Origin of the sequence: Legionella rubrilucens (genome assembly GCF_001468125.1) — a bacterium.
In the GTDB taxonomy this organism is placed as follows: domain Bacteria; phylum Pseudomonadota; class Gammaproteobacteria; order Legionellales; family Legionellaceae; genus Legionella_C; species Legionella_C rubrilucens.
In genome coordinates this window covers 324,581-346,872 of record NZ_LNYT01000020.1, presented here as the reverse complement: position 1 = coordinate 346,872, position 22,292 = coordinate 324,581, and the positions used below count along the sequence as shown (strand labels likewise).

Genomic DNA, 22,292 nt, shown 5'->3' with positions numbered 1-22,292 from the left:
CCTACAAAGCCAAGACAGAGAGCACTGAATGAACTATATTCCAAGACGAATAGAAATTATTGATGATTCAGACAAGAAAAAAATTTGCTCTGATGCGGATTTTTTTGCTATGGATGGTCCTTTAATCCTACTAGGTGAGCCTGGCAGTGGGAAGTCTACTCTATTAAGAGAATTCAAAGAAAGAACAAATTCTATCTGTTATGATGCAGTATCCATAATGTTATCTCCAGCAATCGAAGCAGTTTCTAAGCCCTCTAAAATTATCATTGATGGAATTGATGAGGTAACAGTATATAAAAAAGAGCTTATATCCGATAATATTTTATCAAAAATCTCGCATCATCATAGCCCAAACTTTATATTGGCATGTCGCACTGCTGACTGGAAGGATGCGGTAAATAGTAAAATCATTCAAAACAGATGGAATAAAAAACCAATTCTTGGGCATTTATTATCCTTAAATGACCGAGAAATTATAGAGTTCATTAACAACGAAGGTAAAGAAATAGATGGTAACGACTTTTTTATAGAAGCTCAAAAACGAGGTGTTGTAGATTTACTAAGAAATCCTAATAATTTGTCATTATTTTTAAAAGCACATCAACAAAATGGTGGATGGCCGAGCTCTAAATTAGATTTGTATGAAAATGCTTGTTTGACTCTTCTTGAGGAACATAGTGAAATTCATGCATCTATTAAAACACCTCCAAATATCCATAAGCTAATTGAAACAGCTGGTTGTATTTGTGCTCAACTTTTGCTTTCAGGAAAAATAGGCGTATCTATTAATAATAAAGATTTATCTGCACCTAAAATTGAAGAATTTTTCGATGAGAATAGTTCTAATGAATTAATGCAACATATCTTATCAACAATGTTATTCCGTTCAGATTCTAATAATATTTTAGTGCCATGCCATAGAACAGTAGCAGAATTTTTAGCTGCAAAATGGCTCGGCAATAAGTTAAATAATAAATTATCTATACGACGTCTAGAAGCGTTGCTTTATGGTGATAGATATATAGTTCCTTCTGCTCTTAGAGGACTCCATGCTTGGCTTGCAGTTTTTTGTCAGCCAGAAAGGAATAGTTTTATTAACCGAGATCCTTACGGATTCTTAAAATATAGTGATCCCACAATTTTAACTACAGAACAGTTAAAATTTCTTCTGAAGTCTTTACAAAAAATTGCAAAGGACGATCCCTATTTCCGAGCCGAAGATTGGCATATCAGCGTGGGAGACGGTCTGTTAAGACCTGAGTTGCGAGACGATGTTTTAAGTATTTTACATACTAAAGATACGCCGTTTCAATTATCTTATTTAATTATTCAATCCATTGAACATACCGCATCTCCTAATTTTATTGATAGTATAAAAGATGAGCTCATATCTATTTTATTAGAACAAACTGTAACTCTTGTAGAAAGAGAAGCTGTTGTAACAGCTTTAAAAAAATGTACGATAGAACCCAATTGGATAATAATATCTGATAAATTACATCACCATGACGAAATTAATTCTCTATATCTCATTTTAGATATATTTAGAGTTGCTACCAAACTGTATAATTCAGACAAAATTTCAGAAATTTTCTTAGAAATATTAAAAAAATCAGCTGAAGATAAACAAATATCTTTGATAGCTTTAGGTTATAAATTATTCGAACAATTGTCTATTGAACAAATTGAAGGATGTATCCGATCTTTTCTGAAGGAATTAGGCTCAGCATCATCAGAAAAAAATGAAAAAATTCAAAACAAAATAAAGAGATTAGTATTACAGTTTACTCAAGAGAGAATGAAACGAATTTCTAAACCTGTACCTCAAGAATTATGGACTTGGTTAAGCATAATTGAAACAAATGCTTCTCGGCATCATAATGAGTATGATGAAATTACTAAATATTTGTCTGAAAATACTGATTATCGTAGATCTCTTCAATCAGTTGCAATTAAAAGCTCAAAGCCAGATAAACTCTGGCTAATATTCTGTTTAAGTCATACATGGTTATGGGTAATAGAGGAAGACATAATATTTCATCTCGATAATATTATGGGACTGCATACGTCGGATAACGAATTAAAATGGAAAGAACTAGTTCGTTGGATATTTGCCTATCAGCCTTTTACTGGTGCTGCTTTGAAACATGCTCAGGATCAAGCCATTCTAAATATAAATTTAAAAAAACATATACATGATATAGAACTGCAAAGAGCTAATGGAAAAAAAGAAATTGAACAATATGAAAAAAAGCAAGCAGCTCATCGTAGTAGACAAAAGAAAAAAGTAATAGAAAGACACCAACAATATCATGAAATTAGAGATCAGTTAGTTTCAGGAAAACATATAAATGGCTTAAATCAAATAGCGAAAGCTTATTTAGGTTGGTTTAGTGATATTCAGGGAAATGAACCGAAAAAACGTGTAGTTGAACTTTTAGGTATAGAGCTCTTACCACTAGCAATAAATGGAATCTGTTCAGCTATTGAAGAAAATAACATACCAACCGTCCATGAGATAATACAACTACGTATTAATCAAAACTTGATTTCCCCCTTTGAGGCTATTCTTTTAGCATACTGCGATATTATTTTATCTCGCAATGAAAAGTTAGACGAAATTCCATTAAATATTGCTCATTCAGCTCTAGCTGCTTGTCATTGGGGAGCTAGCTTCAAAAGCAATGATATATCCTCTTCTGTACAAAAAGAGCTTGAATTTATTCTTTTCAAAGACTCATTGTCAAAAGAAAATTTTATTTATGAAACGATAGAACCTTATTTATATTCTGAAGAAAGATATGTTCCTGGATTATATCGAATTCAAACTGACAGTTTATTCCAGGATATAGCAGGAAAAGTAGCTTTAAAATGGCTTAATAATTACCAAAAATTAGCTTATGATAGCTTGAAAACAGTCCTTACCATAGCTATTTGTTACTCACCTAATGATGTTATTAAGTTAATTCGAGAACAAATTAGTAAGCAAGAATTTGATAAATGCCCTCAACGGGATATTTGGATAAGCACTTGTTTTCTTCTGGACTTTGAATCTCATTTTGAAATACTCAATCAATATACTTCAGAAGATAAAATAAGTATTTGGGTATTAAGTGAGTTTATCTTCGTTGATAAGAAAATTTCAACTTATTGGCCAAAGATGAATGCACAGCAATTATATTTTTTTATTTTGAAATTTGGTTCAATATGGCCACCGGTGCCATACCCCACTGGCAGTTGGGAAGGAAATCAACATCCGTGGGATGCATCCAGACTTATTAAAGGATGTATAACTGAACTTTCTTTAATTACAACGCAAGAAGCACAAGATTTAATTTCTGATCTCATTAACAAAAACGATTTATGTCAATATTGCGATGAACTTAAACATGCGTTAACTGAGAATAAAAAGCATAAATCAGAAAGCTATAAAAAATATTTTTCATTACAAGATGTACAAAATATCTTACTGAGCAAAGAACCCACCGGACACAAGGATTTACAAGCCTTACTAATTGACCAATTAGAAATATTACAGTTAAGACTCAAAGGTAGTGAAACAAGTGATTTTAAATTTTATTGGGATAACGAAAACCCACATAAAGAAAATTATTGTCGTGATCTAATAGCATCAGCACTAACACCGCATCTTGAAAAATATAATGCACGCGCGCACGTAGAGGGCGCTAGATCTGATGATAAACGATGTGATCTTCTTAGTACTTATAATTTATTAGATGTGCCAATAGAAATAAAAGGTCAATGGCATACTGATCTATGGTCTGCCGCAATAGATCAACTACAAAATTATTCAACAGATTATCATGCCAACGGATTTGGTGTTTATTTAGTATTATGGTTTGGAAATAAAACCACATCTAAACTCCCAAAAGCTTGGAAAAGAAAACGTCCTCAATCTCTACAAGAAATGAAAAATAAACTCAATGAATGTTATAAAGATATTTCTGATAAAACTAAAATATTTGTTCTTGATCTTTCAAAATAAGCTCTTGTGAAAACATTTACTCGTATTTTGTGTTGGCAATTATGCTCTTTTCAACTCGTTCACCTAATGGGTCATCTGTCAAACAAAGCAACCAAGAAGCCGCAACCTGCAATTCCTTAGACAAGCTCTTAGCCTCTTCCGGCCCAGGACTCCTGGTTCCCTGCTCCCAATTCCCAATCCTGGCAGCCCCAAATCCTGTCCTATCAGCCAAAACCTTAATCGTCAATCCATTCGCCCTTCTTGCCTGTGCAATCCTACTGCCAATAATTTTTTTCATGTTCATTTAGGTTCATTTGCTATCAAACGGAAATACCCCATTGACACTAAAAAGTGCTTATTTACAATGGGTTATCAACAACACACTTCGTGTTATTGATTGATACTAATTGAAATCATTTGATAGTGCAAGCGCTGTTTTTTGATGGTGCTTTTGAAGGGATGAAATAGAAAAATGGGATTTTTGTTTGTTAATACCGATGAATTATCAGCTCTGATGGGGTTACCTTATATCCAGCAATCAGCCTATTTGCTGGGGATTCGTCCGTATATGGACCGTAATACCTTTCTGGTAGGTGTTAAGCGTAAAATCAGCTATCAACAGCTTGCTGAAGCCCTCTATGTTGAACCCCACCAAGGTTTTGAACATTCAGGTAGCCCTAGTCGTCCGCAATTACGCCGTATCATCTATGCGCTTGAGCGCGCTGGGTTAGTGGAGATCAAATCTATTGGTAAACAACTCATTTTAAAATGCTTATTAGCCAATTCGGATTTGTCTGTTCAAAATAAACCCGACACAAACCCGACACTTCAACCCAGCACAAACCCGAACGATAAAAATAATATTAAATCATCAAGTTACGACAAAAAATATCAAAAACCCAACACAGCGCAAAACACAAAACCCGACACACCTCATAACTCCAAAGATCGTTTTATTTTTTTACAGCAGCAATTTGAAAAATTTTGGTCTCTTTATCCTTTAAAACAAGACCGAACTAAAGCCTGGCGTGAGTTTGGTTATCTGCAACCAGATGAACAGTTGATTGAACAAATACTAACAGGCTTGCAAGCCCAAATTAATAACCGTGAGGAAATGGAGTTTTTCGGCGAGTGGCTGCCAAACTGGAAATACCCAGCCACCTGGCTTTCACGCAAATGTTGGAACGATGAATTACTTACCTTAAAAACCCAAGAGGAGCAGCAAAATGAAGCCAATCAAGCGCGTTCTCGAAAAAAATCAGCAACAGATATCCTTACTGAATCCTGCAAAGATGCAAACTTCGATTTCGACTTTGATGAACCCCCAGAGTCAGGAAGCAATGTCCTCTCATTCGACAACTCCAGAGTACGATAAGAGAATGGATACACTGTTTATGCGCCTTGCAGCAATTTATGGCTATCTGTGGGTCTCAACTTACAGCAACACTAATTTTCTCGAGGTCTCAAAACGTGAATGGTCAGAAGGCTTGAAAGAATTTGACAATCAAGTGTTGAAACTTGCTTTAGAACAAATAAAGAAAAAGCTGGCTGTTCCTCCTTGTCTGCCGATTTTTTATGAGTACTGCACCAACATCCAAAAAGGCATCCAAGCCCGTCAAGAAGTGTTAAAACAAAAAACTGAACCGCATATCCCTACCGATCCCAAAATCGTCCAACTTCATATCGACCAAATGAAAGACTACCTCTTCAAAGAAGCTAAGGAGAAAACATCATGCTAATTCTAATCCGTCGTATGGGCGAAGCAATTTACATTGATAAAGGCAGAATCAAAGTACTTCTTATCTCTGAAAAGGAAGGACTAATCAAATTAGGTATAGATGCTCCCAAACATATTGATGTTGAACGTAAAGAGGTCTTTATCCAAAAAGCAATGGAACAACATGCCCTGGCTCAAAAATTAAGGGATAAATCCACAGAATCAGGAGGCAATCATGCTTAGAAAATTTCTGCTTTGTAGTTTTGTTTTATGTAGCCTAAATGCTCAGGCAGCTAATATAACCCAAGTCGGTCGCTATGCCACGCTCAACAATCAACCTTTGGCAGCTCAGATAAATCCATTGAAAACTGTTCAACAGATTCATTTTCCTGCATCCATACAAACTATAGGAGAAGCAGTGAATTACTGGCTTCGTTATTCAGGGTATCACCTTGCTCCAAAAGAAAAACAAAGCGAAAGCCTACAACAAGTATTTCAACAACCACTACCACAGGTTAGTAGAAATTTAGGACCTTTAACGATTACCGATGGATTGACGGTATTGGTCGGTCAGCATCTATTCAATCTCAAGCAGGATGACCTGTTAAGAGAAATCAATTTTAGTCTGATAGCAAGGAGAGCAGGATGAAAAAGTATTTTGATGCCAAATGGCTTAGTCTTCTTTTGTTAAACGGATTGTTGGTCGTATTCATTTGTTTAAAAAGCCAACCCTCTATTGAGAACAATAAATTTAATACGCTGGATGAGCGATTAACCACTATACAAAAACAACTCAATCAACCTGTTGAACAACCGGATTTATCGCCTATTACCAAAAACATAAAACAATTGGGAGCGTTCATTCAACAAATACAAAATAAAGATGAACACCAATTAGGTGAAATGTTTACAACTGAACAAATCGCAATTAAGAAACAGCTTGAAGGCATTACTGATTTATTACGCCATCTGGATGAGAAAAAGCAACCTGTCAAAATGCTTCCTGCAAATCAACTACCGTTTAAAGTATTAAGCATAGACAGTATCCAAGAAGTTTCTGTTGCCTCTGTTTCCTACCACTACAAAACCCAAGCGTTGGAAAAAGGCGATTCCTTGGCAGGATGGACTGTCTTTGAGATCGACTTTGCGAAGCAAACCATAGAATTTGAAAATGCTGACAATGCGCATCTGCGGGTTCATCTAAGTCAACAAGAGGTGAGCCATGCTTAAGCTGTCCACACTGGCAATCGGGTTACTCCTGGGTCAACAGGCAATTGCCGGTTTGTATATCCCAGGTATTGCCACACCACCTATGCTCAGTGCTGATAATGCGTTGACGAAAGCAGGTCTGGCCGAATTTCATGATGAAGTTATTGAAGACAAAGATTTTCAACTTAACGACTTACAAAAACAGGAAGCCAAAGCATGGGGATTAAGTGAGGCAGAAGAAAAACGCTATCTGCAATTAATACAAAGCAGAAGTGGTATTTACTACAAAGACCTACGTATGACACCCGTTGATATTCTTGGACTAAATGCCAAGAATGACGCTGAACGAGCTCATTTCGCCGAACTTGCTGCCCTTCAAGAAGCCCAAAAGGTCGCGCAAAACATAGCCTGGAATAATGCCTTTTACAAAGCCTATAACCAACTGTTTAAAGATGTGCCTGTAGTCGGTGATTTTGATCCATCTCCTTACTCTCCCTATGCACATCAACCCATTCAATTAAAAGAAAGTGAAACGCTCTATTTCTTTATAAGAGCCGATGACGCTGTAACCACCATTGTACTGCAACTGGTCGATGCTATTAGCCGTACACCAAACACCAAGCTCAATCTTCTCTTTCTGGATATGGACAATAGCGCTATCCAACTTTGGGCTAACAGACATCAAATCCCTATCCATTTGGTGACCAGTCAACAAATCACCTTGAACCCAGGTAGCCAACAGTATGAGGGCTTAAAACTCGACAAGAAACAAACACCCTTGCTCTTACTGGCAAAAGGCAAAACTTCGCAAGTCGTCGATTTAGGGAGATTTTAATGATTAGGATTTTGCTCTTGCTGTTGGTCGCTTTAAATGTTCATAGCATGAATGTGATTCCTTTAACGCTGTCACAAAGTGATGCGTCATTAAGACTTAATCTGTCTAGCCCTATTGGCGTACCAGCAAAGAGCAAAGCCACTGTTGGCAAAGTAAGCCGCAAAAAATTGGATACCAATCTGTTAAACATGGCTCTATTTGTCATAGGCGCGGATAGAGAATCCATCAAATGGTTAGAACAACATCAAGAGCAATTAAAATCCATGCAAGCCACTGGGTTCATCACCAATGTGAATGACTTTGAAACCATTGTAGCTCTGCAAGAAAAGTTTAAATTGCCACTATTACCCGTCAATGTTGATCCATTGCTGAATTACATCCGTGAACAACATTACCCCTTAATCATTGCTGAGGGGGCTGTATGGCAGTAAAACAATATTCCAGACAAATGACTATGCAGCTGACTTTAGTTCTTTTCTTGGGTTGGTTAGCGTTGCTTATCTGGGCTGTAAGTCAATGGATGCTTCATGGCTATCCATTTGCCTTTGATAAGGTCAATGTCCTTGTAAATACTCAACGAGAAGCCATCACCCCTGTTTATCAAGGTTCACTATTGGCAGCCCTACCCTTAGATGCCAAACCTAGCTGGACGCTGACTATTCCCTATTTAAACAAATTAGCGATTAATGAATTTGCAGCAGACTTACTCGAAAAATCACAACAGTTTTTCCAGCTGGTTTTATTAAGCAGTCAATGTCTATTAATCAAACTTATTATTTTATTCGCTGCCATGCCTTTATTTGCCCTGACTATGGTTGCAGGTCTAGTTGATGGTCTTAACCAAAGAGCAATACGCACCGCTTGCTTAGGCCGTGAATCCTCTTATTTATTCCACAGACTTAACCACTATTTAAAAAAGGGACTTGTGATTTTACTCATGCTCTGGCTTGCCCTGCCTGTCAGCATCACCCCTGCTTATGTCTTTGTTCCTATCAGTTTATTGATGGGATTAATGGTGGCCATGACGGCCAGTCGCTTTAAAAAGTATTTATAGGGAGAAACCATGAAACGATTGCTTTGTTTGACCTTTATGATGATAAGCCTACACAGCTGGGCGAATAACCCTGATTTAAATGAAACGCTGGTGCGCATCATTAACCAGATTAACGCCATCATGCCCCTGCTTGATGAAGCACAAACACAGATAACCCCCAATACCCGTATCCAATTACAAATTGAAGGATTTGAAGATGTCCAAGGCCAATATCATGCAGGTTTAAGAGAAGATTTACTGAATATTCGCAATGGCCTGATTGATTACATCAATCAACCAATCATTGCACCACGCAAGATCAAGGCCTTGGAAATGGACTTTGTGAGGAAACCCTAATGAGTAAAGACGAAATAGCCAGAATGTTTGCCACCACCTTTAAACAAGCAAGCAATAACATATCGGCACAAGTCTTTTCCGGCAGTATCCGCTTTATTGCCATAGCCCTGGTGATATTAGCGGTGATGTGGTCTGTCAACCACATGATGGACGCAGAGGAAAAACAACAACATGGATACTTACTGCGTCTGGGTTCTCGGCTCATCAGATTAGTGATTGGTCTGATGATCTTCATTTTAGTTTTATTTGTTAAGGAGACAACATGAAAACAATGCTTCGCTCAATCTGCCTTGGAGTAGTAAATATCTTATATGCCCCTGTGCTATTGGCAGATAACTGGTTCCCTAAAATTTCCGACGCGGACAACATCGGGGACGGCTCTAAAAGCATGATGACCGTGACAGGGAATTACGTCAAACAAGGTCTGGGTTTATTGCTCTTCATTACCGCTGTTGTGACCTTTATTAAATTCATTACCACGGTACAACACGGTATTGAAGAGTCTAAAAAGAACGAAGGATCCATGGTGGCCTTCGGTACTTTTGCCGTAATGGGCATCACCTATTTAGCCATTAGCATTGCTTCTGGTTATGTGGGTTACACCATGATTACCAAGTTCAAAATATAGGAGGTGAAATATGAGTCAGCCTTCTTCGCGCCATCTGTCACACGACTTCCCAGCCTGGAAAGGTTTAAGTCTTCGTGAATTATTTTGGATTGTTATCACCACAACCCCAGCAACTACCCTGTTCTTCGTTCTCTTAGGAGCAATGGTTGAGTTTCCGCTGGCCTCTGGCTGCATCGGTTTTGTGATTGGATTCATTCTGTCTATTACTGTGTGGCCTAAAGGAGTTTCCCGCATCAAAGCAGGTAAGCCCTATGGTTATGTGATGAAGAAAACGATTCAGTGGATGGTGCGATTAAGGCTCAAACATTCACCTTGGATTCATTACCAGGGAACTTGGCAAAAGAATAAATCTGTTGGAGAGCCGCATGTTTAACTACTGGAAAAAAATCGACAGCCTACAACATCACAATCGTTTATTACTGGCTTTTATCGGTGTGTTATCAATCATCATCTTAGCATTAATTATTAACCTGATGATCATGCCCAAACGCTATGAATTCTGGCTTAGTCCTAATATGGCTGCTAATGGCGGTTTAATGAAGGCAAGCGAAATACCGAATGAATACGTGCAAGGATATGTGACTTCCTTAATGCCGACACTCTACAGCTGGTCTAATAAAGGCAAAGAAGAATTCAACCTAAACATTAAAGCCTTTCATTATTACTTCACATCACGGCATGAGCAGTTACTTCGTGAAACCCTGGCAGCTTATAAAAACGCTCAACTCTTTGACCGCACTCAAGTAGCAAGTCTCTATCGCTTTATGGAACCGCAAGACATTAAAAAAATTGGTCCCGATACCTGGGAAGTCAAGCTGATACTACGCATTACGCAAAGGCTCAAAGACAACTCTGCCATGGTCATTGCTGACAAAGTAGTGGCTTATCACCTTCGTGTGGTCAAGCTCAACCTGTCGCGTCTTCACAACCCTTTTCAATTAGCTCTGGATGGCTATACCCGTCCTGAAGAACGTTTACAAGATTTACTGGTCGACACGGAGGAACACCATGAAACTCATTAAAATTAGCTTATTCGCTCTGTGCTTTGCTGTGATGCACCTAAGCCATGCCCTGCAAAGTGAACACCTGGTTTGGGAAAAAGTTCCTTTAACAATTGAATTACCGATCAATAAAGAGCGGTTAGTCCAGTTTCCCCAAGCCATTAAGGTGATTGATCAACAACTCAGTGCCAGCCTCGATATTCTGAAAGTCAAAGGTAGCTTGTATCTTAAAGCCAAAGAATCATTCAAAGATTCTCGCTTGATTGTCCAGTTATTGCCTGAAGGCGAAGTGGTTATTCTTAATCTTAATGCCAATGAGAAAGCAATCAACACCACGCCGATTGAGATTCTGATAGATGATCCCAAAATCAACCTTAATGCAGGAGCCAGTCAATATGAATACAACGCTATTCAATTAACCCGTTTTGCCATTCAAGCCTTGTATTCGCCTGAACGGGTCAGAGAAATTCCAGAGGGAATTTACCGCTCACCTATGCAAACCAATAAAACCATCCCTTTGTTTTATGGTGCAAGCATTGAAGCTCATCCTCTGGCTTCATGGCGTGGCGGCAATCTTTACGTCACCGCAGTCGATTTAAAAAATTTGCTGAATCAACCTATAAAGCTGCCATTCACCAAACTGATGGGGCATTGGCAAACCGCGAGCTTCTATCCCAAAAATGAATTGCCAGCACGCAACCAGCATCAAAGCACCACTGTCTTTTTAGTCTCTGATCAGCCTTTTGCAGCAGCTTTAACTCAACAAGCGAGGTACAGCCGATGAATAAAAACAATGGCATTAAAATTCTGGCAGGCTCGGTGGTTTTTGCGGTCATTATGATTCTTATTAATAGCCGTCATAGCGCACCGGTTAACAACAACACGCCCAATCCTAATAATTTTGGCGAAGCTATAGCAAGCCAATTCAATGACAATATTCGTGATGTTTCCGCGCGATTATTAGAAACAGAAAAGAAATTAGATCAAATGCACAAAGAGAATAAATCGCTGCAAAAACAATTAAAACAACCCAAACAAGAAGCCAGCCATACACTGCAAGATGAGTTACAAGCGCTTAAAGAACAACTGACTGCACTGACTGAACATCAATCACAATCTTATCCAATGGAAGGAAAACCAGTGCCCTTAACAGGTCAAATCAAAGATTTAGATACCTTGCTAGATAAAGCCCCAACTGAAAGCAAAATCTTCAATGAACATGAATCCCCTATCAAGGAAGAAGGTCCAACAAAAACGCCATTCTATACTATTCCAGCTGGCAGCGATTTCAGCAAAATCACGCTCTTATCAGCTTTAATCGGCGAAGTTCCTGTTGAAGGCAAACTCATGCAGCCTTTATTTCCCTTCACAGCAATTGTCAGTCGAGGGGATTTAATGACAGCCAATGGGATGCAACTACCCGAAGAAATCACTGGTATGAAAATCAGCGGTTATTCGATTGGCGTTGGTTCCTTTCTCGATAACATCAGCTGTGTTCGTGCCTATGTCACCTCAGCCTTATTTGTCTTTGAGGATGGGCATTTTGTGAATGTCGGCCAAGAACAAATGAAAAGCTCCGCAGAGCTGGTGAATAACGACAGCATTGGTTACCTGACCACGCAATTCGGTAATCCTTGTATCAAAGGACAATACATCACCAATGCCCCTAGAGTATTAACAGCCTTCATGGCAGCTGGCGGTATTCAAGGTGCAGGAAATGCCCTATCTAAATGGCAAATGAGTTATCAGGCAGACGGAGGTTCTGCCATTGCCACACCTACAGGCGACTTAGCACACTTTGCTGCTGGTGGCGCAATCAACGAAGGCAGCCAAAAGATTACTGACTGGCTTGAGAAAAGAATCCAGGGCAGCTTCGATATGGTCTTTGTTCCTGCAAGTATCCGCGGCCATACAGGGTTTGTCCCTAATCAACTCAGTTTACATTTCAGCCAAACCATAGCCATTGATAAAGAACACCAAGGGAGGGTATTAGATTATGGTTACCATCAACAAAAAAACTTTGATAATGCTTTGCGCTAGTCTGGCATTAAGCGCTTGTTCCACTGCCAGGATGTCGCAAAACGCCATTCCTGAGCAGGGCTTAACAGTCAGCCAATTGTATCAGCAGAGCCTGCAACAACCAATACAAAAGCCTGTTTACCAACAGATGCGTCTTGATGATTCGGGAGAAGAATTTAAGCAACTGCCTAACCCCGAAGTGCCTATCCATGTTTTTGCGCATGTGGCGCAATTGGGTGATGAACAAATCATCAAGCCTGCCTACACGACTCGCTTTTTCCTTTACAAGCAAAACCAGTATGCCTTGGCATCAGAACTGTATTAAGGAGACATGATGAAACGATTATCTAACTGGTTGCTTGGAGAAATGAATCCCCAAGCTATAAAAGAACAAGCTGTTAAAAAGCGTTACGCCAATCCTTTACCTTCTTTTGCCGATAGATTGACTATTGTTGATTTTAATGAACAAGAGCAGGTCTTTTTATTTGCCGATGGCAAAAGTCTAGGCTCAGGATTTGAATTAGGTGATATTCAGGCAGAAGCAGCCTCCTCTGAGTATTTACAAGCGGTATTTCATAAAATTCGGGATACCTTTGCATCCGTAGTTCCACTACATGCCGTTGATCCTTGGGTCATGCAGATGTTTGTTCAAGACGAATATTGCCTTGATCCCGTTATTACTCATATTAAAACCCAAATCCCCCAACAATTTAGAGACAGTCCATTAACGCAAGATTATTTAAAACGCCTGCACGATCTTTACAATAAAATGACCCGACCCGAAGGCTTATTTATTGATCCCAAAACAGGCGCACCCTACCGTGGACGAAGACGAAGAATCAGAGTTTTGTTTTATAGACAATTACACCAAACCAATCTACCCCGAGAGCAAATTCTTCTCGAACATCAAGAAGTCATTAGTCAGATTGAAACCAAACTGCGCTCACCAGGGCTGGAAATCAAACGCCTCAAAGGGCAAGATTATTACCAGTGGTGGATACGTTGGTTTAATCCCAAATCAGCTGACGAGATATTAGAACAATACCCTTATCCGAATCCCATACCAGCAGGATTTAACCTAGCGCAAAATGTATTCTTTACGCCACCTGTAAGCGATGAAGATGGGTTTGTTTTTGAAGGAAACAAACAAAGAATTCTGTATGTTGACGGGTTAAAAGAAGCGCCTATCATTGGATTAGTCTCACGAGAAAGACAGCAAGCTAATCCCAAACATCGATACGCACTTTTAGATACCTTGCCAGAAGGAAGCATCTACACAATCCAAGTCGTCTTTAGTCATGATGAAAATCTTGATTCCCATTTAACGCGATTGGAAAAAGGAATCGTAGGAACCAGTCTAAAACCTCAGGAAGTCCGAGATGATATTAGGACAGCCCGTAATGAGTTAAGTATGGGCAATCGATTGTTCTGGGTTAATCAGGCCATTTTCTATCAAGCTGAAGATGAGCAACAAGCTCAAATCATAGAAAAAAATCTGCACGCGATTTTCAACGATGCCAAAATGCCCTTGATTCATTCCAACTATGATCTCCATCCTCTAAATTCCTGGCTCAATGCTCTGCCCTTTAATTTTGATCCCCACTATGCCCGTAAATATTTATGTTTTGATCGTCTGATGTATGCCACTGAGCTGGCAGCACTGCTTCCGGTCTATGGACGCAACCAAGGTGCAAGGCATTTACCTTGTTTCCCCTTTTTCAATCGTTTGGGTGAACCTGTTTTTTTTGACTTACTGCATCATGATTTTGTTAGCCAAAATTCTCATTGCGCTATTTTTGCAAACTCTGGTGGTGGCAAGTCGGTTTTAACGGGTTGGATGATTCAATCTTTATTAGCCATGAAAAATGCCCGAATAGTGCTTTTTGAAATGGGGAACTCTTTTGACAGGATACTCATTCACGCCAAAGCGCACGGTAAAAAGACCAAACAGTTATTACTAAGCAATAAGAAAGATGAAGCAGTCCCATTAAATCCATTTTGTGAAGCATATAAAGCTATTCCCGAAATCACAGATAATTTAAGTACAAAGCAGGCTACCTTAATTGCTCAAAAAATCATGGAATTAAAGAGCAACCTTCAAGAACCTGCTAATTCAGAAGACGTGGTCTGTGGTGATGGTCACCGCTCCTATCTGGCCGAGCTTGCTTTAGCTTTACGTACCATGATTACTGAGGCTAATGCTTTGGAAGAAGAACAATTTACTTTGGCTGATGAAACTCTATTAATCGAAGTGTTAAGTGATGCGATTTTAACGTCCTTTAACAATGACATACCGCAAATGCTCACTGAGCATATTGTAAGTGCTTTTAAACGACGACTTGATAGAGAAACAGTTGCTCGCAAAAAAGACCGCATCCTTGATATGCACGATCGACTTAACAGTTATGTGATTAACAGTGCCAAATCTCGTTTTTTTAATGTGTCGACAGAGCCTTTAGGTGACTTTGATATTTTTCATGTTGATATTTCAGCCATTAAGGATGATACCGGAAAGCTGGCCTTGGTAATGGTTTCATTATTGCCAAGAATACTGGCTATGGCAGAAGCTACTCAAAACGATAACAGACCAACCTTTCTCTTTATTGATGAATCCCATTTGCAATTTCAAATCCCTTCTGTTGTGACCGTTTGTTTACTGATTGCCAAAGTAGCAAGAAAGCTCGGTCTTTGGCTGGTTGCTATTACCCAAAACGTCACGGACATGAATTCAGAAAAGGCCACCAAAATTTTATCGTTGATTGAAACCTGGATTTTATTGGGACTAGATGAAAAAGAAATCACTGACGTAAAACGCTTTAAATCCCTAACACCACAGCAGGAAACATTAATCAGAGATATTGATTCGCAAAAAGGCTTGTATGCAGAAGCGGTTTTATTAGGGTCACGTTATCAGGGTTTGTTTCGCGTCATTCCACCTCGCTACCTACTAGCACTGTTAATGACCGAAAAATCAGAAAAAGCTCAACGTCACCTTCTGGAGAAAGAACATGATGTACTTGAAGCAGCCGAAATCATGGCTAAAAAACTCGAACAACCTAAAACTGCTATTCACAATAGGACTTATTTTTATGACTAACTTGTCCTTTGCTTTAGAAAGCACTAGCCCTCCTCACCCAGTGAACACCTTCATCATAGCCACACGGGTCTTGCAAAAGCTATTTCAAAACAGCCATTATAAAGTGATTGGTTCTTGTACCTGGGCTGTAGGCCGTCTACCGCCCAGGCTTGAAGTCACGCCCGCGGTTGAGCAATTCTTGCCTGATCTAATCATTACTGTCAGCAATAAGCCAGAAGAAAATCCCTGGCTTGAGGCACGAACGCTTTACGAAAATAAAGCAGCAAGAACACTGTATCAACAAGCTTATAAAGCTGCGACTGGTTCTGAATTAGGTTTTGGCAATGACAGCGGCCAAACCACCGATCTTCATATTAATGATGAACGCACCCGTATCGTTGATGTTATTGGCAGCCCTGCTGCTTTCTATCGTATCCCTTACCTGTCACATAGACCTGAAACAGGTTTTGGTGTTCCTTATTATCTTGCCGAAGCTGATGCAGTCATGGATAGAACAGAAGCCGCTGAGTTGTTGTATATGGGAACTCATCCATACCTATTAATTAATCATGACATTGGCACATTCACCCAAAATTGGGGTTCTGAAATTCCAAGATTAATGCGAGTGACTCAGCCCTATAACTATAGAGCCTCAGTTGTAGCGGCCATGCACGCAGCGGATATCGTCACCAATAAAAATCCCTTACATGTCACCAAATCAACTCGTAATTCCTGTGGGAGAAACTGTGTAGTAGCTAATGCCATTTATGACCCCAGAAACACCAAGGTCATCTGGCAGGAAATCTACCCCATTAACCGAAATATTCACCCAGGGGATGCACAGGACTTTGGTACAGAAGATGACAAAGCGGGTAATGGTAATTATGTATTTGTCCTCTGGCGTAAATACCGCGGCTGTATCCAGCACGAAGGCAAACTCGTGAACTTTTTAACCTTTCCCAAAGTAGAACAACCTCAAAAACGATAGGACGATGCCATGAAGAAATCACTACTACTTAGTTTACTAATCCCCTCTCTGATCCAAGCTGGCAGCTTTATGCCTAGCCAATCTGATTACTATTACGAATTAGGAGGAACATCTAATTTATTTATTCCACCCGTCAATAAAGATCAAACACTGGTTATTGGTGCAGATATAGATGGCCGTATGGGCTTTTCCTGTAGCGGTTTTAATCCTGTGGTATCCATTACCAATACTTTTCAGGATTTAAAGAAATCAGCATTAAATATCCCTGGCGGTGTAATTGATAATTTGAAAGGCTCTGTCGCAGGATTTCCGCTTTATAAGCTACAACAGTCCATGCCTGCTTTATACAATGTTCTACAAAATGCTGCATCTAGCGCGCAAAATGAATTTACCCTCAAAGTTAAAGATTGTCAGGAAGTCAAACAAGCATTGGAACAAAACCAATCTCCTATGGAAGGCATCTTATCAGTATCAGATAGTCAGGGATGGCTCGATGCTGCCAAACGGGCTAAGAAGGAAAACGTCGATGTGACCGAAACGTCAAAAAGTATTGCCCAAAAACGAGATGAATACGGTCTACCCTGGATAGGCAGCGATAAAGGCAATGCTGGCGGTAAATTCCAACGCCCCATTAAGGTGATTAATGATGTAGTCATTGCTGGGTACAACATTCTTTTGGAGAGAAAACCTTTAAATTCCTTGGAGAAACCAAGTACTAAAATCCCTATGACACTAAGCTGGCCAACGCCTACTGATGCTGCCAATTGGGCAGTTAAGGTTCTAGGTGATATTCAAGTCAGCAGCAGTGAAAACAAACAAAATCACGATGCTAAAGCAGGGATAGGCTTATCAGCCTTATTGCAAAGCTGTGCGAACGCTAATACCTGTAGTCAGAACATTGCCAAAGCCTTATGGAATTTAGTCAATGGTACATGGACACTGACCGAAGAAAATCTGCATAAAGTCAGCGCCTCCAATTTACTGATTACTGATGAAGTCATTATCACAATTCAACATTTACCTCGTGAAGAACAGATGCTCACTGTCTCGAAGTTAGCTGAGGAAATTGCTGTCCAAAACATGTTGGATAAAGCCTTAATGATGCGTCGTATTTTACAAGCAGGACTGCAAGTACAAGAAGTACAAAACTTAAAACCTGCTATGAACATGGTCCTTTTTGCACTGAAAAAACTGGATGATGACATTCACTCATTGTCATTTGAAAACGATGTCCGCAAAAAAATGATGAATGAGACTTTGGGAACCATCATGGACATTCGCCACCAAGCACAAAACCAAAATATCCCAGGCCAGGATCATGAACAGCCAACAGTAAAAAATGGTGCAATCTACGTCAAAGAAAATAAAGGAGCTTAATCATGATCGTCTTTAACCCTTTATCCCTCTACACCACCTATCTAGGCTGGCAACAGTATGAGGTTCTATTTAACGCCCTGTGGCAAACAGGGCTGTTATATCTTGGCTTTTTGGCCATTGGCTATCGCTTTCTTAAAAATGTGCTTAATCCAGCTGGCGCTTTTTATGCTGTGGAACATGCTTTAAATAATTTCCTTTATGAATTGGCAGTCACTTTCCTGATATGCAGTTTATTTGTCTATCCTTGCGTACCATTGGAAACCAAAGCCTTACAATTTAAACCCCTATGTGGACTAAAGAACCCAACGACTGCGGTCATTGGCGACAGCGGCACAACTTATGATGAAGCCTTTGCAGATCTACTGACTAACCAGGTCAAAATTCCTATAGGCTTTGCCATTATCCAGAATTTCATGTCGAGCTTCACTTACAGCCTTATGAAGGTAACGGGTTGCACCGATAGTTTGCAATCTATTCAAGGCGATTTGGTATCAACCTATCTACCCCAAAGCGTTCGCAAACAAGCATTGGATTTTCATAGGCAATGTTTTATTGAAGCAAGAACTCAATTCAATAGTGAAAAGCATGAAGCCAGTGAGTTAGATCCTATGCTCAAACGCTATGGTGGTGAAGATGATTTAAACTGGATGGGTTCTAAAATTCTGCAAAAGATGTATTACAGCAAACTTCACGCTCGCCAACCCGTGTCAGGATTTACCTTTCATCAAGCCCCAAATCGCAATCTTGAAAAAGCAGCTAATCGTGGCGATATTCCACCCGAACGATTGCCAGAAGATGGATATCCAAGCTGTCAGCAATGGTGGAACAAAATCAAAACTGACCTGGTTGAAGTCTCTAATCAGGCCAGTGTTTTTAACAAGCATCTAAATTACTACGCCATGCTCGATAGAGTTCGCCAATATAAAGTGAAACACCCAAAAGCCTGGAAAGCAGACATCAGCGCAGAAGATTTTATTGCGAAAATGCTCTTGCAAGAAAGCAAAGACATGCAGACCAGTTCTGTGCAAAACCTCATGGATAATAACAATGGAAAGGTCGCATCTGCCATTACCCATAGCCTGGTCAATGTCGGACAATGGACAAAATCATGGACATCCACCCCATTAAAAAGAGAAGCAATCATGCAAACCCTGCCCGTCATGCAAGCGTTTTTCATGTTCTTTTTAATCATTTTAACGCCAATGGTATTGTCCTTAAGTTGCTATAGTCCAAGAGCGTTGGGCAGTCTGTGCGCCTTGTTTGTTATGGCTATCTTTCTTCAATACCTCTGGCATCTGGTCGGATTTCTCGAACGCTCTGTGCTTGATCCATTAGGGGAAAACGATGCTATTTCGGCCATGAAGAATATGGCTGTAATGTTTTACTTTGTAGCACCCGTTTTGTTACTCAGATTATCTAGTCATTTTGGCGGTGACGCTGGTGCAGGTCTTATGGATTTAGTCAGCGGTACTGAACGCCATAGCGATAACGTAAGTCAATCAGGTATGCAGGTAGCTAAAACAGGCGTTAAAGTGATATCAGGAGGTCTTCGATGAAGACCTTATTTAGACTCAAGGGATTCATTGTATTCACGAATACTAATCAAGCCCTTATCAAATTTTTCTTGAGCCTCATAAACAGTCAAATAGCGTTTAGCAGGTTTATCCTCGGCTACGCCAACAAGGGCATCAAGAACTACCGCCAACAAGCGAAATACCTTTCTCATTTGGAGCTATCCCTATGATTAAACATTACATCCGTTCATTCATTATAGTACTGATTCAAGCCATTTTACCAATCATTGGTTTATTGATAATTGCTCCTTGGATTATCAATACAAATATTCTTACTCGTTGGCAACATACATTCGCTAATATACAACCGTTGTTTCTAGGCTTACATGGACTACTTTATCTGGCTTTGATTTTGTTATGGCCAAAGCTGGTCACACGCATACAGATTAATAATCAACTCTCATCCGAACAACTCAAAACAGCCCTCAAAGTCCGCTGGTATCTACTGGCTATTTTCTTATTTATTGATGCACTGATGATTTGGAGAATGTTATGAGCGAATATCCTATTAATAACCTATTTCGGGAACCAACCGAAGCCTGGTCAGCGATTACCTGTTTGTCTTTGGCTCTACTCGCTTATAGCCAACCACATCTGTTCTTGCTTACGCAAACAATGAGTCTATATGCAGCGATTACACTATCAATCCCTGGTGTCTTTAGAGCATGGCAAGCAATAAAGGTTAAGCGATATCAGCACAGACTTTTAGCCATGCCAACCTATGCCCTATCCACCACAGAAATTCCTTTATCCAAAAACTGGCTATTTCTAGGTAAAGGTTTCCGCTGGCGACCAAGCCATACCCAAAAGCTGCATCAAATCAAACAGGTCAAAAATGAAAAGTTCATGCAAAGGAGCTATAGCTATCAGCTGGCCAGACAATTCTGCCAAAACCATGAACACACTCGATTAGCAAAATGGCTTAACAACCGCTCCAAGTTAAATCCATTCAGACCCGATCCTCCCGTCGGAGGAAGTCCTTTCCTTCACGGAGTTGGAGAAGAAGATAAACCAGTTTACATTCCTCAAGATGTACGTGTAGGTCATACTTTTGTGGTTGGTACTACCAGAGTCGGCAAAACTCGATTAGCCAGTATTCTGATTAACCAGGACATCCGAAACGGTGATGCCGTTATTGTTGTAGACCCTAAAGGCGACCAGGACTTGGTTAGAGACATGATGGCTGCCTGTAAGGTATCAGGCAGAACAGAAGATTTCAAAATCGTTCACTTAGGCTTTCCAGAGAAATCCGCACGATATAATCCTCTCAAAAATTTCGACCAAATCAGTGAAGTGGCTACACGAATCACCGATGCAATATCCGCAGAAGGTGAAGGGAAGCAATTTGCAGCCTTTGCATGGAAATATGTTAATATCGTTGCCATTTGTCTTGAAGAAATGAAACAACCCATTACCTACCAATCCATAGCCTTTTATATCAGTCGATTAGATCAACTATTGATGACATATGCCGACACCATTCTACCCAATCACTATCCCAAATATCATCAAGAGATTGAAGCTATTATAGAGGAACATGACAGCAAGATTGGTAAAAACAATAAAACCAAATCCCCTATGGAACGCCACCAGGCAGTCATTCAATATGTCAAAGACCACATCAACAAAACCATCAAAAGCAACAATGCCGAAGCGCTTCACGACCAAATCCTGATAGACCTTTATGATGCAGCTATTATGGATAAACACTACTATGAAAAAATCACAGCCAGCGTCGGCCCTGTATTGTCTGAAATCAATAAAAGTAATGCTTCAAAAATTCTATCGTCAAAGGCCAAAGCAGGTGACATTGAGCTGATGGATGTGATTAAAAATAAGAAAGTGCTTTATATTGGTTTAGATAGTTTAACTAATCCTAATATTGCCCAAGCAGTGGGTAAAGCTTTTTTGTCAGATCTGGTTTCTACAGCTGGTAAAATTTACAAGGAACCCAATGCTCGTTATATATTGAATCTGCATTGTGATGAGCTGTCAGAGATTATCCAGGATTCTTTTGTGAAGATTCTCAATAAAGCGGGCGGTGCTGGTTTTCAAGTGACCGCTTACGCTCAAACTATTCAAGATATGGAAGTTGCACTGGGTTCCAGGGCTAAAGCAGAAGTATCCGAGGGAAATTTTAATACCCTAATTATGCTGCGTGTTAAAAATGAAGAAACAGCCAATTTACTGGTTAAAGTGCTGCCTCAAGTTGGAGTTATTGGACATACCCAAGTTTCTATGGTTAATGATACACCTCATGGGGAAGATGGGGTTTATTTTAATACAACCAATGAGGACAGAGTACAAACTTCTTCTGTGCCTATGATTGGAGTAGAGGATATTATTTCTTTGCCAAAGGGGCAGGCTTTTGTTTTAGTAAATGGGGGAGAACTTTATAAAGTAAGAGTTCCTTTACCTTTAAGCCACAAAGATAAGTCATCTGATATCTATTCAATGAAATTGAAAATCAATCAACTACCAGAAAATTAACCC

At 39.6% G+C, this 22,292-nt stretch carries 25 protein-coding genes; 23 read left to right on the top strand and 2 right to left on the bottom strand.

The features are described from left to right. Nucleotides 1–28 precede the first annotated feature (28 nt). Nucleotides 29–4,006 carry an NACHT domain-containing protein gene (locus tag Lrub_RS09335; RefSeq protein WP_010652881.1) on the top strand — a complete coding sequence of 1,326 codons (3,978 nt, stop codon included), beginning with the start codon at nt 29–31 and terminating at the stop codon, nt 4,004–4,006. 16 nt (nt 4,007–4,022) lie between these two features. Here Lrub_RS09335 and Lrub_RS09330 read toward each other — a convergent pair whose 3' ends face one another. Further along, nucleotides 4,023–4,289, bottom strand: coding sequence for a helix-turn-helix domain-containing protein (locus tag Lrub_RS09330; RefSeq protein WP_010652880.1), 267 nt, complete (start codon nt 4,287–4,289; stop codon nt 4,023–4,025). Nucleotides 4,290–4,457: 168 nt separating this feature from the next. On the opposite strand from Lrub_RS09330, the gene Lrub_RS09325 reads away from it, so the two are divergent. Genes Lrub_RS09325 through Lrub_RS09230 form a run of 20 tightly spaced genes read left to right on the top strand, consistent with a single transcriptional unit; the run spans nt 4,458 to nt 19,781 of the window. Beyond that, nucleotides 4,458–5,360, top strand: coding sequence for a hypothetical protein (locus tag Lrub_RS09325; protein WP_010652879.1), 903 nt, complete (start codon nt 4,458–4,460; stop codon nt 5,358–5,360). A gap of 4 nt (nt 5,361–5,364) precedes the next feature. Further along, nucleotides 5,365–5,724, top strand: coding sequence for a hypothetical protein (locus Lrub_RS09320; RefSeq protein ID WP_014842587.1), 360 nt, complete (start codon nt 5,365–5,367; stop codon nt 5,722–5,724). Further along, complete coding sequence (locus tag Lrub_RS09315) at nt 5,718–5,945, top strand: carbon storage regulator (protein WP_010652877.1); 228 nt, start codon at nt 5,718–5,720, stop codon at nt 5,943–5,945. The genes Lrub_RS09320 and Lrub_RS09315 overlap by 7 nt, the downstream gene beginning before the upstream one ends. Further along, nucleotides 5,938–6,351 (top strand): PFGI-1 class ICE element type IV pilus protein PilL2, encoded by a 414-nt coding sequence (gene pilL2 / locus Lrub_RS09310; protein ID WP_010652876.1) that lies wholly within the window; start codon nt 5,938–5,940, stop codon nt 6,349–6,351. The genes Lrub_RS09315 and pilL2 overlap by 8 nt, the downstream gene beginning before the upstream one ends. Beyond that, the gene (locus Lrub_RS09305) at nt 6,348–6,932 is read left to right on the top strand and encodes a hypothetical protein (protein ID WP_014842588.1); all 585 of its coding nucleotides are present in this window, start codon (nt 6,348–6,350) and stop codon (nt 6,930–6,932) included. The genes pilL2 and Lrub_RS09305 overlap by 4 nt, the downstream gene beginning before the upstream one ends. After that, on the top strand, nt 6,925–7,746 hold the full coding sequence (locus Lrub_RS09300) for a TIGR03759 family integrating conjugative element protein (RefSeq protein ID WP_010652874.1): 822 nt from the start codon (nt 6,925–6,927) through the stop codon (nt 7,744–7,746). The genes Lrub_RS09305 and Lrub_RS09300 overlap by 8 nt, the downstream gene beginning before the upstream one ends. After that, complete coding sequence (locus tag Lrub_RS09295; protein WP_010652873.1) at nt 7,746–8,177, top strand: integrating conjugative element protein; 432 nt, start codon at nt 7,746–7,748, stop codon at nt 8,175–8,177. The genes Lrub_RS09300 and Lrub_RS09295 overlap by 1 nt, the downstream gene beginning before the upstream one ends. Continuing rightward, nucleotides 8,168–8,800 carry a TIGR03747 family integrating conjugative element membrane protein gene (locus Lrub_RS09290; RefSeq protein WP_028389630.1) on the top strand — a complete coding sequence of 211 codons (633 nt, stop codon included), beginning with the start codon at nt 8,168–8,170 and terminating at the stop codon, nt 8,798–8,800. Before Lrub_RS09295 ends, Lrub_RS09290 begins: the two co-directional genes overlap by 10 nt. 9 nt (nt 8,801–8,809) lie before the next feature. Then, nucleotides 8,810–9,136: an RAQPRD family integrative conjugative element protein gene (locus Lrub_RS09285; protein WP_014842590.1), complete on the top strand. Its 327-nt coding sequence runs from the start codon at nt 8,810–8,812 to the stop codon at nt 9,134–9,136. Continuing rightward, nucleotides 9,136–9,402, top strand: a complete 267-nt coding sequence (locus Lrub_RS09280) for a hypothetical protein (RefSeq protein ID WP_010652870.1) — start codon at nt 9,136–9,138, stop codon at nt 9,400–9,402. The genes Lrub_RS09285 and Lrub_RS09280 overlap by 1 nt, the downstream gene beginning before the upstream one ends. Beyond that, nucleotides 9,399–9,764: a hypothetical protein gene (locus tag Lrub_RS09275; protein WP_010652869.1), complete on the top strand. Its 366-nt coding sequence runs from the start codon at nt 9,399–9,401 to the stop codon at nt 9,762–9,764. Before Lrub_RS09280 ends, Lrub_RS09275 begins: the two co-directional genes overlap by 4 nt. Nucleotides 9,765–9,774: 10 nt before the next feature. After that, nucleotides 9,775–10,137, top strand: coding sequence for a TIGR03750 family conjugal transfer protein (locus tag Lrub_RS09270; protein ID WP_010652868.1), 363 nt, complete (start codon nt 9,775–9,777; stop codon nt 10,135–10,137). Continuing rightward, nucleotides 10,130–10,786, top strand: a complete 657-nt coding sequence (locus Lrub_RS09265; protein WP_014842591.1) for a DUF2895 family protein — start codon at nt 10,130–10,132, stop codon at nt 10,784–10,786. The genes Lrub_RS09270 and Lrub_RS09265 overlap by 8 nt, the downstream gene beginning before the upstream one ends. Beyond that, complete coding sequence (locus Lrub_RS09260) at nt 10,773–11,549, top strand: TIGR03749 family integrating conjugative element protein (protein ID WP_014842592.1); 777 nt, start codon at nt 10,773–10,775, stop codon at nt 11,547–11,549. Before Lrub_RS09265 ends, Lrub_RS09260 begins: the two co-directional genes overlap by 14 nt. Then, nucleotides 11,546–12,805: a TIGR03752 family integrating conjugative element protein gene (locus tag Lrub_RS09255; RefSeq protein WP_014842593.1), complete on the top strand. Its 1,260-nt coding sequence runs from the start codon at nt 11,546–11,548 to the stop codon at nt 12,803–12,805. Before Lrub_RS09260 ends, Lrub_RS09255 begins: the two co-directional genes overlap by 4 nt. After that, nucleotides 12,762–13,109 (top strand): hypothetical protein, encoded by a 348-nt coding sequence (locus Lrub_RS09250; RefSeq protein WP_010652864.1) that lies wholly within the window; start codon nt 12,762–12,764, stop codon nt 13,107–13,109. Before Lrub_RS09255 ends, Lrub_RS09250 begins: the two co-directional genes overlap by 44 nt. 9 nt (nt 13,110–13,118) lie before the next feature. Next, nucleotides 13,119–15,881 (top strand): conjugative transfer ATPase, encoded by a 2,763-nt coding sequence (locus Lrub_RS09245; protein ID WP_028389631.1) that lies wholly within the window; start codon nt 13,119–13,121, stop codon nt 15,879–15,881. Beyond that, nucleotides 15,874–16,848, top strand: coding sequence for a TIGR03756 family integrating conjugative element protein (locus tag Lrub_RS09240; RefSeq protein ID WP_014842596.1), 975 nt, complete (start codon nt 15,874–15,876; stop codon nt 16,846–16,848). The genes Lrub_RS09245 and Lrub_RS09240 overlap by 8 nt, the downstream gene beginning before the upstream one ends. A 9-nt stretch (nt 16,849–16,857) precedes the next feature. After that, nucleotides 16,858–18,225, top strand: a complete 1,368-nt coding sequence (locus Lrub_RS09235; protein ID WP_014842597.1) for an integrating conjugative element protein — start codon at nt 16,858–16,860, stop codon at nt 18,223–18,225. Between the two features lie 2 nt (nt 18,226–18,227). Beyond that, the gene (locus Lrub_RS09230) at nt 18,228–19,781 is read left to right on the top strand and encodes a conjugal transfer protein TraG N-terminal domain-containing protein (protein ID WP_014842598.1); all 1,554 of its coding nucleotides are present in this window, start codon (nt 18,228–18,230) and stop codon (nt 19,779–19,781) included. A gap of 5 nt (nt 19,782–19,786) precedes the next feature. Here the strand turns inward: Lrub_RS09230 and Lrub_RS14960 are convergent, their stop codons facing one another. After that, nucleotides 19,787–19,951 (bottom strand): hypothetical protein, encoded by a 165-nt coding sequence (locus Lrub_RS14960; protein ID WP_010652859.1) that lies wholly within the window; start codon nt 19,949–19,951, stop codon nt 19,787–19,789. Nucleotides 19,952–19,965: 14 nt separating this feature from the next. Here Lrub_RS14960 and Lrub_RS09220 point away from each other — a divergent pair, with 14 nt between their 5' ends. Together Lrub_RS09220 and traD are read left to right on the top strand one after the other, a co-directional pair. Next, nucleotides 19,966–20,295, top strand: a complete 330-nt coding sequence (locus tag Lrub_RS09220; RefSeq protein WP_014842600.1) for a hypothetical protein — start codon at nt 19,966–19,968, stop codon at nt 20,293–20,295. Then, complete coding sequence (gene traD, locus Lrub_RS09215) at nt 20,292–22,289, top strand: type IV conjugative transfer system coupling protein TraD (RefSeq protein ID WP_014842601.1); 1,998 nt, start codon at nt 20,292–20,294, stop codon at nt 22,287–22,289. Before Lrub_RS09220 ends, traD begins: the two co-directional genes overlap by 4 nt. The last annotated feature ends 3 nt before the right edge of the window (nt 22,290–22,292 follow it).